Origin of the sequence: Chryseobacterium tagetis, assembly GCF_016735585.2 — a bacterium.
Lineage (GTDB): Bacteria > Bacteroidota > Bacteroidia > Flavobacteriales > Weeksellaceae > Chryseobacterium > Chryseobacterium tagetis.
Genome location: NZ_JAERSE020000002.1, coordinates 458,593 through 472,442, shown reverse-complemented (window position 1 = coordinate 472,442; position 13,850 = coordinate 458,593). Strand labels below are relative to the sequence as shown.

Here is a 13,850-nt window from a genome sequence, read left to right as displayed (position 1 = left end):
TTTACTTTTATCCCATTTATAATCCCGGGAACAGGCTATATCAAAAAAGGTCGGGAAATTTTCCCAACCTTTATATTTTTATACTACTCCTTGAGCTAACATTGCTTCTGCAACTTTCACGAATCCGGCGATATTTGCACCTTTTACGTAGTTTACATAGCCATCCTCCTCTTTTCCGTAGTCTCTACATGCTTTGTGGATTCCGATCATGATTTCTTTCAATCTTGCATCTACCTCCTCAGAAGTCCAGTTTAGACGGATTGAGTTTTGAGTCATTTCAAGACCAGAAGTCGCAACACCACCCGCGTTAGATGCTTTTCCTGGAGAGAACAATACTTTGTTATCTAGGAAATAGTTAATTGCATCCAAAGTTGAAGGCATATTCGCTGCTTCAGTTACACAAACGCATCCATTTCCTACCAATACTTTAGCATCTTCAAGATCCAATTCGTTCTGAGTAGCAGAAGGGATCGCAACATCACACTTCACTTCCCAAGGACGTTTTCCAGCATGGAATTCCGCAGAAGGATATTTTTTAGCATAATCTTCAGCTCTGTTGTTTCCTGAATTTCTTAGCTCTAATAAATAATCTACTTTTTCTCCGTCAATACCGTCTTTGTCATAGATGTATCCGTCTGGTCCGGAGATAGTTACTACTTTTCCTCCTAGTTCGGATACTTTTTTGATAACTCCCCAAGCTACGTTTCCGAAACCTGAAACCGTTACTGTTTTATCTTTGAAATCTTGCCCGATTGTTTTAAGCATTTGCTCAGCAAAGTAAACAACTCCGTATCCTGTAGCTTCTGGACGGATTAATGAACCTCCATAAGCAAGGCCTTTTCCTGTAAGTACTCCGGTAAACTCGTTTCTGATTTTTTTGTACTGTCCGAATAAATATCCGATTTCTCTTGCTCCAACACCGATATCTCCTGCAGGAACGTCGGTTTCTGGACCAATATGTTTGCACATTTCTGTCATGAAAGCCTGGCAAAAACGCATTACCTCCATATCAGATTTCCCTTGTGGATCGAAGTCTGAACCTCCTTTACCCCCACCCATCGGAAGAGTTGTTAAAGAGTTTTTAAATACCTGCTCAAAAGCTAAGAATTTAAGAACTGAAAGGTTTACAGTCGGGTGAAAACGGATTCCTCCTTTGTATGGTCCAATTGCAGAGTTCATTTGAATTCTGAAACCTCTGTTTACTTGAATTTCACCTTTGTCATCAACCCATGGAACTCTGAAAATGATTACTCTTTCAGCTTCAGCCATTCTCTCAAGCAGCTTCATTCCTGTATATTCCTTCTTAGTCATAATAAACGGAATTACAGTTACAGCAACTTCTTTTACAGCTTGTAAAAATTCTGGTTCATTAGGGTTTTTTGCTTCAATTTTAGCAATAAACTCTTGGATTTTCTGGTCAATATTATATTGTTCCATATATTAAGGTTGAATATTATTGCCAACAAATTTAATTTTTTTTTCAAGATTCACAATAGCTTGTTTGAAGATTGTTAAAAATTTAATAATAATGTGTCGAAATATTATTAAAATGATAATTTTTGTTCAAATTTTATTAAAAATTAAATGTTATGTCTGAAATAATGCAATATTAAGAAATCATTAAATCTTAAATGGATACAAATTGTCTCCCGGAAAGTGATTTTACCTTCCCTAAAAGTTCTAACTCCAAAATTGTTGTCAAAATTTTATAGGTTGGCTGAGCTATTTTGTTTGCTAAATCATCTAAAGAAATTTGTGGATAAGAAATAATGGTGTTATAGATTGATTCTTGATTTTCAGAAAGTTGCATTGCTGTTTTTGCTTTAGGAAATAGTTCTTCTATTTTTTCTTTAGGGCTGTTAAAACCAATCAGATTTATCAAATCCTGAATAGTAGATATAGCGGTGGCTTTGTTTTGAAAAATAAGGTTATTGCATCCTTGGCTGAATTTTTCTGTAATTTTTCCGGGAAGGGCAAAAACATCTCTATTGTAATTATTCGCAAAAGTTGCGGTACTTATAGAGCCTCCTCCAAAAGCAGTTTCTACAATAATAGTGGAATGAGATATTCCCGCAATAATGCGGTTTCTTTGAATGAAATTTTCCCTGTCAGGTTTTCTTGACGAATTGAATTCTGTAAAAAGAGCTCCGTTTTCAGATAGGATCTTCTCAGACAGATTTTTATGACTTGATGGATATAATGTATGAAAGCCGTGAGCAAGAACAGCTACAGTCGGGATTTTTTGACGGATAGATTCCGTGTGGACCTCTTTATCTGTACCTAATGCTAATCCGCTTACAGATACAAACTTATATTTTTTAGAGTTTTCAAAAAATGTATTAATAAAGCTTTTTCCGTAAGAGGTTATTTTGCGTGTTCCGACAAGGCTTATAGGGTGTGAATTAGAATTTATCTTTCCTTTTTGATAAAGTATTGCAGGAGCGTCTTCGCATTCTTTTAATAAAAAAGGAAGCTGATCGAGATGACGAAGATTGATTTGAATATTGTTGTTTTCGCAAAAAATAATTTCTTTTTCAGCGAATTTAAGATGTTTAAAATCTCCAATATCTGAAATTGTTTTCCTTCCGATTCCTGCTATTTTCTGAAGTTCTTTTGAAGGGGCTTTCCATGCATTTTCTGCACATCCAAAAGCTTTGATAAGTTTATGGAAATTAATATCACCTATATTAGAGCATTCTCTAAGGGCAATAGAATAAAGATTTTCTTCCGTATACATTTGTGTGTTATTTTATTCAAATGTAACGAATTCTGTTTTATTTTTTTCTAATTTCTTCTAAATGTTCCCAAATATCATCATTTTTTTTATAAGGTAAATCTAGAAAATCTTCCGGATGGTTTTCTTTATATTCCTGCCAAAGCTTATCATCTTTTTCATTGTAATAATTAGGAAACTCCCAGATATATTTCTTTTTTTTATCACCTACTTGTTTGAAAGTATATGCAAGGATGACTCCTACAATGGCACCGGAAAGGTGTGCCTGCCAAGAAATTTTACTTGGTTCTTTGAGCTCATAGAATAATTCTTCCGGTACCATTCCCCAAACTAAACTGCCATAATAAAGAACTACAAGAAGGGAGATAGTAAGCAATGTCATATTCCATTTAAATATTCCACTGAAAAAAAGAAAAAAGGCTAATACGTAAACGACTCCACTGGCTCCGATTGTGCAGGTATACATATAGTCTCCGGTTAGAATATCAATAGGAGGTAAAATCCAAAGAAGTAGGCCTGTAGAAACCCATCCTAGAATGAATACTTTATTGGCTACCAAAGGATAAAACTGATATAATAGAAACATTAAAATAGCAATAGGAATAGAATTTCCTACGATATGGTCTATATTTCCGTGAAGTAGGGGGGAAGTTATAATTCCTACAAGTCCTTCTGGAAGAAGAGGAATAATTGCCCCGGTACAATTGGTAAAAAAGCCCATGGTTTGCAAAAGAAAACCCAGCCACATTGCTGATAGCATAAGTAGAGGGGATATAATTGCTTTCTTGTGGATGATATTCTTTAACATGCTAAATAACCGTCAAATAAAAAGCCAGTAATAAATTTCGGAAATTTTGTCGAAATTCTTTATTTATCTTTTTTTATTTTGACAAAAGAGTCTGGTTTTTTTAATTTTATCAAAAATTTTGTCATTTATTTATTTTAAACTTCAATAATTAGAAGAGAAACGCAGAAGAAAAAGGTATTTCTTTTGCTATTGTAACGCGGGTAGAAATATTGTTTACTATGAGAAAAGTTTTGTCGGGAATTTCTGTTTTAATTGGAGCATCGGTTGCGGCACAGGAAATAACAGATGTAAAAGAAGAATTACCAATTAAGGATACCGTAAAAGTATGGTCTGTTCAAGGGCAGAATACATTAATGTTAAATCAGGCTGCCTTTTCAAACTGGGTAGGTGGAGGAGCCAATAATGTAGGTTGGCTGGCCGGAGCCAATTATAATATTACTTATGAGAAAGATAAAGTTCTTTGGGAGAATATTATTATTTTAGGATTCGGACAAAATAATACAAAAGGAATTGGGACAAGAAAAACCCAGGATGTAATGAATGTATCTACAAACTACGGAAGAGAATTTGCAGAACATTGGTATTTTTCAGGGGGAGCCAGTTTGCAGACTCAGTTTGCATCAGGTTATGAAGATGGAAATAATCCTTCGGCAGCTAAAATATCAAGTTTTATGGCTCCAGGATATGTAAATGTGGGAGCGGGTGTTACGTACAGGCCAAAAGACGATCTTACAGTTACTCTTCGTCCTACTAACGCGAGATGGACATTGGTTTTAGATGAAGACCTTCAACATGCAGGTACGTACGGTTTGAAAAATGATGGAGATGCTTGTTTGTTTCAGTTTGGTTTTCTGGGGTCAGCAATTTACAAGTTAAAAATAATGGAAAATATTAATTTGGTAAGTACGGGCTCTGTGTTTTCAAATTATCTGGATCATCCGACAAGGCTTGTTCTTTCGTATAACGGAGTACTTGGTATGAAGATTAATAAATATATTTCGGCAAATATTACATTAGACCTATTGTATGATCATAATCAAATCCAAAAAACACAGCTAAAGCAAACGTTGGGAATTGGTTTTGCCTATAATCTTGAAAAAGGAAAAAAGAGATCAGATAGAAAAGATAACCGCTCCTGGAAAAATAACTAAATGAAAATGTGAAACAACAAAAAAACCTGTCATTAAGACAGGTTTTATATTTTACGTATGAGCAAATTCTTATTCTGCTGCAGTTTCTTCTGCTGCCGGAGCTGCTCCTTCTTCTGCTACAACTTCTTCTTCTTCATCCTCATCATCCATTGCTGCTGCACCTCCTTTCATTGCATTTCTAGACATCTTAACAGCTACAACAACTGCATTGTCTGGGTGCATGAAAGAATATCCTTCTGGCTTAAGACCTCCTACATAGATTTTGTTACCGATTCTTAAAGGAGTAACATCTACAACTACCTCATCAGGTAAGTTTGCAGGAATTGCTTTTACTTTTAATTTTCTGAAAGACTGACGTAAAACACCACCAGCTACAACACCTTTTGAACGTCCTGTAATTCTTACAGGAACCTCCATAACAACTGGCTTATCATCAGCTAATTGATAGAAATCAGCGTGAAGAATTTTGTCAGTAATTGGGTGGAACTGAATATCCTGAAGAACTGCAGGGATTACCTGTCCGTCAACTTCAATAGATACCGTGTGTGCTTCAGGAGTGTAAACTAAACCTTTGAAAGCTTTCTCTTCAGCAGAGAAGTTTAAAGGAGCAGTTCCTCCATAAACAACACAAGGAACTAATTCAGCATCACGTAAAGCTTTTGTCGACTTTTTGCCCACGCTTTCTCTTTTTGTACCTTGAATTGTAATAGATTTCATTTATAAAAATTTAAAAATTTGTTTCTTTTTTAATTTGCAAATACTTGATTGTTAGTTAAATAACAAACTTGCTGCTAATTGATTGGTGCTCGTGAACCATCTTCATAACATCCGCAAATAATGGGGCGCAAGATAGCACTTTTATTTTAGATGACAAATTATTTTTCACGGGAATTGAGTCAGTTACAATAACTTCCAACAATTTTGAGTTTTCAATATTCTCATAAGCTTTTCCTGAAAGTACTCCGTGAGTTGCCATTGCTCTTACAGATTTTGCTCCTTTTTCGATAAGGATGTCTGCGGCTTTACAAAGCGTTCCTGCTGTATCGATCATGTCATCGATAAGGATAACGTTCTTCCCTTCTACATCTCCGATAAGGAACATTTCTTCTACAACATTTGCCTTCTTTCTTTCTTTGTAAGCAATTACTACTTCAGCACCCAAATGCCCAGCATAATTTTTTGCTCTTTTTGCACCTCCCATATCCGGAGAAGCAATCGTAAGGTCTTCTAAATTCAGATCTCTGATATAATCTACGAAAATTGTAGAAGCATATAAGTGATCTACCGGAATTTCGAAGAATCCTTGAATCTGATCTGCATGAAGATCCATTGTCATTACTCTCGTTGCACCTGCAGCTGTTAACAGATTAGCAACCAATTTTGCCCCAATTGGTGCTCTTGGTTTGTCTTTTCTGTCTTGTCTTGCAAGCCCGAAGTAAGGAAGTACGACTGTAATGCTCTTAGCAGAAGCTCTTTTCGCAGCATCAATCATTAAAAGAAGTTCTAAAAGATTGTCTGCTGGAGGGAATGTAGATCCAATTAAGAAAACCCTTCCTCCTCTTACAGATTCGTCCAAAACAGGTTCGAATTCCCCATCGCTGAACTCCTGGAAGTTGATTTTTCCTAATTTCTGCCCATAATGCTGGGCAATGTTTTCTGCCAAGTCCTTGCTCGTCCTTGTACAAAATAGATAACTTAACTGATCGGCCATTTTTACTTTTTAAAGATTTTGCAAATTTAAAAAAAAACCACAAGATTTACTCTTGTGGTTTCTAAGTTTTTATTTTACCAATTATTATGGGAATTTTACACCCGAATATTTGTTAGGATCTACCTGTGGAAGAGTAGATTTATACTTGGTATTAATCGCTTTGATAAATTCGTTCGCAACAATTGCGTATCCTCTACCTGTAAGGTGAACTCCGTCTAAAGAGAAAGTTCCTCCCGTTACAAATTTTGCAGAATATTTCACACCATCCCAAGAAATTCCTGATTGACCGTTTAGTTCCACCATTTTCTTGTTGGCATCAACAAATGCTAATCCGTAAGAATCTGCCAATCCTTTGATTGCTGTGTTGTAAGCATCTACAGCTGTTTTTACAGTTGCAGTTTCTGTTTTTGTAAGAACGTGTTGATTTTGCAAAGGATAAGAGATGCCATAAACATTCAATCCTGTAGGAACACCTGTTGCAGTAGTACCAATAACCGATTTAGTAGTTAACAGTACATAGTCTTCAGCTGTTGCTTGTCTTGCCTGTCCATAAAGCTGCCCGTAAAGAGTAGCTGCAGCCAAGCCTAAAGCTGGAGTAAGAGCGGTTCTGATTGCGTCATTGTAATCTGTAAGGGAAGCATCTTTAATCAAAACAGGGTTTGTATTCGTTGCAGAAAGCAGATTAAGTCTGTCTCCTGCTCCTAAACCTGAAAGTACTTGCTTAAGAGGTCCGTAAATATTTGTATTAAGAGCTGTAATATTTGAACCTAAAAGAGCTGGTGTCAAAGGATTGTAAGGAACAGTTGTAAAGAAAGGGATTGAAGTTACATAAGGAATATTTGCAATAACTCCTTTTGATGCTCCTCCTGCTTTTAATTTATCCAATCCTGCTTTGATTGCTCCGGCAACTACATTTGGATCTGAGATATCATTAGCTCCGTAAGTTGCTGCGTTAAGATTTCCGGCCTGGTTGATTCCGCTTCCTCCACTTGTAGCGTAACTTAGCACATCATTATTTCCGATCCAGTAAGAAAAGAATGTAGGATGTTTTAATACGGCATCGTCAATAACTGTAGACGTTGTGCTTGTAGAAAATCTTACATAATAAGGGTTTGCAGTTCCTAATAAGATTCCGGCAGCGTTTCCGTATCCGGGAGCAACCAAATGGTATGATTTTGCACCGGGAACCCCAAAATTGTTTAATGGACCTGTGATTTTAGTTAAAACATCGGTTGTAGGTGTTGCAGTAACGTTTACAATATCCGGAGAACCGTTTGTAAATGATTTAATATAAAGCTTTGTTGCCTGTATTGTATTTCCTAATAATACCAAGCCACCGTTGTTGTCTGCCATTAATGGTTGTACGAAATTACCTCCACCTGCAAGTCTCATCTGGCCTGCAATAATATTGGGGTAAGATTCATTTTGTCCGTCGATGTATAAAGCATTGTCTCTATATCCTGATGTTAATGAATTTCCGATCGAAATGTAGTTTGAAAAATCTGCATCTCCTTTAGTTACAACAATATCTTGTACATCGGTATCAAAATCATCCTGGCAACCTGTTGTAAACAAAAGTGCGGAAATAGCGAATGTAGAAATTATAATTTTTTTCATAGTCTTTCAATTAAAATGGGTTATAAGATAAACCTAGACCTAAATAGAATGCTGTTGCTTTAGCCTGTCCGTAGAAGCCAAGAGTAGCATTGCTTACATCTCTTGATTGTGGCATTGCATAACCTCCTGCAACATCAACTCCAAATTGTTTTAATTTGAATCCAACCCCTCCTGTTACAACAAAAGTGTTGAATGAAGGTGTCTCCGGAATGAAGTGATCGTCAGTATAAGGGGATTCATCATAGTATGCTCCTAAACGACCATAGATCATATTGGTGAAAGCATATTGAGTTCCCAATCTGAATGTTTTGGAGTTTCTGAAATTTTTAGGAGAAACTGAAATGGTCGGGTCAGCTTGGTTTCCGATTGGTGCTGTTGCAAAATCCAACGTCAACTGGCTGTATCTTTCCCATCCATGGTAGTTAAAGTCTGCAGAAACTAACCATTTTGGAGTGATTTTATAAGTTAAACCTACAGTATATTCTTCAACTAAAGGTAAAGTTGCTGTAAAGCCATCCGTTCTTTTTGCTGCGTCTAGTCCTAATAAAGGATAGATAGAAGCTGATGGGAAGTCAAAGGTTGCAGTTCCATGTTTTGCTTTCATGTCTACTGCCGAGCGGTAAGCAATACTTATGTCCAATTTAGGATCTGGTCTGAAGTAGAATCCGAATCCGAAACCATGTCCACTCGCTTTTTCATCCTTAATATTAATTTGTCCGCCAAATTGGGTAATGGCTTTATCCCAGTTTACCTGTCCTCTTGCATAAATGTAACTTGCCCCAAAAGCTAACCAGTCATTAAATTTATATGAAACCATCGGCTGGAAATAGAAACTCTTCAGTTCAAGCTTTTGAACCATTTCTTTTCCCTCCCAGTCATTTGGCCATTCTATCGTACTTCCAAAAGGAGTTGAAAAACTAAAACCAACGGATAGTTTTTCTATTGGCTTGTAAGTGATTGCAGCATAAAGCGGAGTTCCCATCGGGTTGTCCGTTTGTGTGCTTTGTAAAGTATTCAGGTTTTGAAAAGTCACTTTGTTGCTTGCTCCAAATCCTCCGGCAACTATACTTAGTTTTGAAGGAATGAAAGACATTCCTGCAGGGTTGAAAAATGCAACACTTGCATCTTCAGCATGAGCACTGGTGTGTGCCATTGCCAATTGTTTTACCCCCTGCAAAGAAACTCTAAAACCTCCTGCATAGGATAGAACACCTGCCAATAAAGCGGTTGATACTAATATTTTTTTCATAGACTATTATTATATAACCCAAATATAAAATTATTTTAGCTATACCTGTTAATATTTCTTAATTATTTAAACAATATACTAAAAGAAAACTATGTTTAAAATAATATGTAGCTCTTGGTTGTATGTAATGTTGTGCTTTATAGAGATTTGTGTGTTATTTTGTTTTTTGTGTTAAATTAAGTTTAAAATTAAACAAATACTGATTTTAATATTTAGTATTTTTAGAATCGCATAAAAATAAAAATCTATAAATTTGCAAGAATAAATAATTGTTATATGAGTTGTGGATGTAAAACATCCGGCGATTCTGCGCATTCGTGTGGTCCTAAAAAAACCACGAATGGTTGTGAAAATGTAAATACCTGTGGTAATAGTTATAAATTAAGTGTTTTCGATTGGTTATCTAACATACAAAATCCTGCATCTAATAGGTGTGATTTTGTGGAGGTTAGATTTAAAAATGATAGAAAATCGTTTTATAAAAATGTAAATAATATTCCTTTACATATAGGTAGTGTAGTCACTGTAGAATCTAGTCCCGGACATGATATAGGTGTGGTAAGTCTCACCGGAGAATTGGTTAAGATTCAGATGAAAAAGAAGAAGTTTTCTGATGAATCTGCTCTTAAAATATATAGACAGTCTAACCAAAAAGACATTGAAGTTTGGCAGGAGGTCAGAAAAAAAGAGGATAACGTAAAAATAGAAGCGAGAAAGATTGCTCAAAGACTGGGACTTGAAATGAAAGTCACAGATGTTGAATATCAGGGAGATGCTTCGAAGGTTACTTTTTATTATACCGCCGAAAGCAGGGTCGATTTCAGACAGCTGATAAAAGATTTTGCAGGTGCTTTCAGAACTAAAATCGATATGAAACAGATCGGCTTCAGACAAGAAGCTGCAAAAGTGGGGGGGATTGGTTCATGCGGAAGAGAACTTTGTTGCTCAACTTGGCTTACTGATTTCAGATCGGTAAATACAAATGTTGCCAGATATCAGCAACTTAGTATTAATCCCCAAAAATTAGCAGGGCAGTGTGGGAAGCTAAAATGTTGTTTGAACTATGAACTTGATAGCTATCTTGATGCATTAAGTAATTTTCCGTCATCTTCTACGATGCTGGAAACGGAGAAAGGAAGAGCTTTTTGTATTAAAATTGATGTTTTCAAAAAGAAAATGTGGTTTGCCTATGTTGACAGCTCCATGGCTTGGTATGATTTCGATATCGACCTAGTAAAGAAATTGATTTCTAAAAATAAAAGAGGCGAAAAAACATTGCCGCTTGAAGATCTAAAAGAACCTGAAACTTCAATGAAGAGTATTGATTTGATTCAGGAAAATAATGTAGATAGATTCGAGAAGAAAAATAAAGGGAACAATAGACCTAAAAATCAGAACAGATCAAATAATAATCAGAATAACCAAGCTCCTCAAGGTCAGCATCAAAAAAGAGCGGGTAACAGACCGGAAAGACAAGATCGCCCAGAGAGAGTGGAAAGACCTGAAAGACAGCCGAAGCCTAATGCGAATAACCAATCCAACCAGCCGAGAGCTCAAAAGCCTCAACAGGTTCCGCAGCCAAAAGCTCAGTTGGAAAAAGTAGAGACGGTAAATTCTGATGGAGAAGAGAAAAAAGCAAACCCGAATAAGAAAAAATTCAAAAAGAAATTTCCTCCCAAAAAAGATAACAATGCGTAAAATTTTAGGATTATTAACTTTTATCTTTCTATTTAGCTGTAAATCTTCAGGAGAAGATGTTATAATGAATTCTATTGATAATAAATGGAGTAAAAAGCAGGAGCAAAAATTTAATCTTGAAATTTCAGATCCGCAGAATCCTAAAAATATTATTTTTGTGGTAAGGAATAATAATGAATATCCTTACAGCAATATTAGATTTATTGTAAATTTCATTAATCTCCAGAACAAGAAAAAAGATGTAGATACGTTGAATTATGTACTGGCAAAACCAAATGGAGAATGGCTTGGTACAGGTTTTGGTGATACGAAGGAAACTTTTTTTCAGTATAAACTGAACTATAAATTTCCAGAAAAAGGGAAATATGAAATTGGGATGATTCAGGCGATGAGAAATGATAATCTCCCGGGAATAGAAGATATCGGAGTTAAAATAGAAACGGCTAAACCGTAACCATACATGGAAGAAAATAAACAAAATAACGGAAGTAAGGGCAAGACATTTCCCCTTCCGCCTAAAAAAAAGAAAGACACCGCTTGGAAAAAGTGGGTGAAAGTAGTTTGGATAGGATTCATTGCTGTCGTTTTAGGAATATCGGGACTTTTCTTTGCTGTATCTCAAGGCTTTTTGGGAGAAATGCCGGATGTGAAAGAGCTTGAAAATCCCAATATATTTGTAGCATCAGAAATTATTTCTTCAGATGGAGTTGTTTTAGGGAAATTTGAAAAAGAAAAAACACAGCCTGTTTTTTACAAGGATCTTCCTCCTTATCTTGTGTATGCTTTACAGGCAAAAGAGGATGAACGTTTTAAAGAACATTCCGGGATCGACCTTAAGTCTATCTTAAGAGCGGTAAGATATGGTGGTGACAGAGGTGGAGGTTCTACAATTACTCAGCAGTTGGCTAAGCTTCTATTTACCAAGGCACCGTCTAAAAATCCTGTAAAAAGAGCTATTCAGAAGCTGAAAGAATGGGTGGTTGCAGTAAGCTTAGAGAAAAGATATACTAAAGAAGAAATTGTAACACTGTATTTCAACAAGTTTGATTTCTTGTATAATGCGAATGGAGTTGAAATGGCTTCAAAGGTATATTTTAATAAAAAAACGTCTGAACTTACATTGCCGGAAGCTGCTGTTTTTGTGGCAATGCTTGAAGCTCCAAAGGCTAATAACCCTTTGAGGAACCCGGAAAGAGCTAAAAGAAGAAGAGATGTAGTGCTTTCCCAAATGCTGGACACGGGTTATATTGATAAAGAAACCTATGATAAAGCAGTTGAGACACCTATTACAGTTGATTTTCATCCTATAAAAGATATTACAGAAGGGTATTCTGCATATTATAAACATTATCTGAGAAAAGAAATCGACAAATATCTTGACGATTATGAAAAAGAAACAGGTAAAAAGCTTAATCTTTACAGAGACGGTCTTAAAATATATGTGACCCTTGATTCTAAAATGCAAAAATATGCGGAGGAATCAATTAAAGAACACTTAACGGATCTTCAGAAAAGATTTGATGCTGAACAGAGAGGAAGAAAAGACAGACCTTTTTACTATCTTAACGGTACGCAGATTAATAATTTGATGGTTCAGGCTATGAAGAGAACCGGAAGATATAAACTGTTAAAAGAAGATGGTCTTTCTGATGAAGCAATCATAGCAGAATTTAAAAAACCGATTAAAACATCTCGTTTTACTTGGGCTGGAGAAGAAGAAGTAGAAATGTCTCCTTGGGATTCTATCAAATGGCATAAACAAATTGCTCAGGCAGGTTTGATGTCAGTAGTTCCGGGAACCGGAGAAATTAAAGCTTGGGTAGGAGGAATCGATTGGCAGCATTTCCAGTATGATCACATTAAACAAGGAAAAAGACAGGTAGGATCTACCTTTAAGCCTTTCGTATATGCAACTGCAATTATGAAACTAGGTTTAACGCCGTGTTCTACGATTTCTAATGCTAGTTTCAATAAAGGAACCTATCACGTTCCAGGAAGAGGAGGAATGTTGACACTGAAAGATGCTTTAGCACATTCTCAAAACCCGGTTGCACTACGTTTAGCAGAAATGACAGGAACACAGAGTGTAATACAAACAGCAAGAGACTTAGGAGTTACTGAAGATATCTCAACCAGTTTGCCAATGGCATTAGGAGCTTCAGATATTACTATTTACGAAATGGTAGGCGCATACAGTACTTTTGCTAATTACGGAAATTATAACAAGCCGGAAATGATCTGGAGAATAGAAGATGCAAACGGTAGAGTTATAAAAGAAGTAAATGTAGAACCAAAAGAAGTAATGAATCCTCTGTATGCGTATACAATGATTGAATTGATGAAAGGTGTTGCGCAATATGGAACGGCTTCTGGAGAACTAGGCAGAAAAGGAATTTCGAAAGATGTTGAAATCGCCGGAAAAACAGGAACGACACAGAATAACTCCGATGGTTGGTTTATGGGAATTACTCCAAGACTGGCAACAGGAGCTTGGGTAGGCTGGGAAGACAGGGCGACTCACTTCTTAGGAACCGGAGAAGGACAGGGGGCGAAAATGGCTTTACCTATTTGGGCGATCTATATGAAGAAAGTATGGGCTGATAAAAGCTTAGGAATTTCCCCTCAGGATAAATTTATAAAACCTTCCGAATGGAAAGACGGATGCTCTAATCTGAAAGGCTTAGGAAGCGGATACGGAGATGACGGAGGATTACAGACAATGGATGAAATTAAAAATCCGAAACCTGCGGAACCTTCTCCGAAAAAGAATCCTGATAAGAAAGATGAAAATGTAAATGAAAATCTGAATAAAGGAGAAGAAATAGATTTTAATAAATAGATAATTTAAATAGAGCCTTCCAGAAATGGGAGGCTTTTTTGTA

Annotated in this window: 11 protein-coding genes; 4 read left to right on the top strand and 7 right to left on the bottom strand. The window is 36.2% G+C overall.

Going from position 1 to position 13,850, the window contains the following annotated elements:
- Positions 1-78: 78 nt before the first annotated feature.
- The 3 genes from gdhA to JI747_RS07490 all read right to left on the bottom strand — a co-directional run bounded on the left by gdhA (position 79) and on the right by JI747_RS07490 (position 3,542).
- Positions 79-1,437 (bottom strand): NADP-specific glutamate dehydrogenase, encoded by a 1,359-nt coding sequence (gene gdhA, locus JI747_RS07500; protein WP_225687381.1) that lies wholly within the window; start codon positions 1,435-1,437, stop codon positions 79-81.
- A gap of 190 nt (positions 1,438-1,627) precedes the next feature.
- Positions 1,628-2,737, bottom strand: coding sequence for a DNA-processing protein DprA (dprA, locus tag JI747_RS07495; protein WP_225687379.1), 1,110 nt, complete (start codon positions 2,735-2,737; stop codon positions 1,628-1,630).
- A 37-nt stretch (positions 2,738-2,774) separates the two neighbouring features.
- Entirely contained in the window at positions 2,775-3,542 is a 768-nt protein-coding gene (locus JI747_RS07490) for a rhomboid family intramembrane serine protease (RefSeq protein ID WP_225687377.1), read from the bottom strand.
- 218 nt (positions 3,543-3,760) lie between these two features.
- Here JI747_RS07490 and JI747_RS07485 point away from each other — a divergent pair, with 218 nt between their 5' ends.
- Positions 3,761-4,693, top strand: a complete 933-nt coding sequence (locus tag JI747_RS07485; RefSeq protein ID WP_225687374.1) for a DUF3078 domain-containing protein — start codon at positions 3,761-3,763, stop codon at positions 4,691-4,693.
- Between the two features lie 69 nt (positions 4,694-4,762).
- Here the strand turns inward: JI747_RS07485 and JI747_RS07480 are convergent, their stop codons facing one another.
- From JI747_RS07480 to JI747_RS07465, 4 genes are all read right to left on the bottom strand, one after another.
- Positions 4,763-5,410, bottom strand: coding sequence for a 50S ribosomal protein L25/general stress protein Ctc (locus JI747_RS07480; RefSeq protein ID WP_225687371.1), 648 nt, complete (start codon positions 5,408-5,410; stop codon positions 4,763-4,765).
- Positions 5,411-5,465: 55 nt separating this feature from the next.
- A complete protein-coding gene (locus JI747_RS07475) occupies positions 5,466-6,404 on the bottom strand; it encodes a ribose-phosphate pyrophosphokinase (protein WP_225687370.1) in 939 nt (312 codons plus the stop codon).
- A gap of 84 nt (positions 6,405-6,488) precedes the next feature.
- The gene (locus JI747_RS07470) at positions 6,489-8,021 is read right to left on the bottom strand and encodes an SGNH/GDSL hydrolase family protein (RefSeq protein WP_225687368.1); all 1,533 of its coding nucleotides are present in this window, start codon (positions 8,019-8,021) and stop codon (positions 6,489-6,491) included.
- Positions 8,022-8,031: 10 nt separating this feature from the next.
- Complete coding sequence (locus JI747_RS07465; RefSeq protein WP_225687366.1) at positions 8,032-9,270, bottom strand: OmpP1/FadL family transporter; 1,239 nt, start codon at positions 9,268-9,270, stop codon at positions 8,032-8,034.
- 276 nt (positions 9,271-9,546) lie between these two features.
- Here JI747_RS07465 and JI747_RS07460 point away from each other — a divergent pair, with 276 nt between their 5' ends.
- From JI747_RS07460 to JI747_RS07450, 3 genes are read left to right on the top strand one after another with little or no spacing between them, the layout of a single operon-like run.
- Positions 9,547-10,968, top strand: a complete 1,422-nt coding sequence (locus tag JI747_RS07460) for a PSP1 domain-containing protein (protein WP_225687364.1) — start codon at positions 9,547-9,549, stop codon at positions 10,966-10,968.
- Positions 10,961-11,422 carry a gliding motility lipoprotein GldH gene (locus JI747_RS07455; RefSeq protein WP_225687361.1) on the top strand — a complete coding sequence of 154 codons (462 nt, stop codon included), beginning with the start codon at positions 10,961-10,963 and terminating at the stop codon, positions 11,420-11,422. Before JI747_RS07460 ends, JI747_RS07455 begins: the two co-directional genes overlap by 8 nt.
- A gap of 6 nt (positions 11,423-11,428) precedes the next feature.
- A complete protein-coding gene (locus tag JI747_RS07450) occupies positions 11,429-13,807 on the top strand; it encodes a penicillin-binding protein 1A (protein WP_225687359.1) in 2,379 nt (792 codons plus the stop codon).
- Positions 13,808-13,850 lie beyond the last annotated feature (43 nt).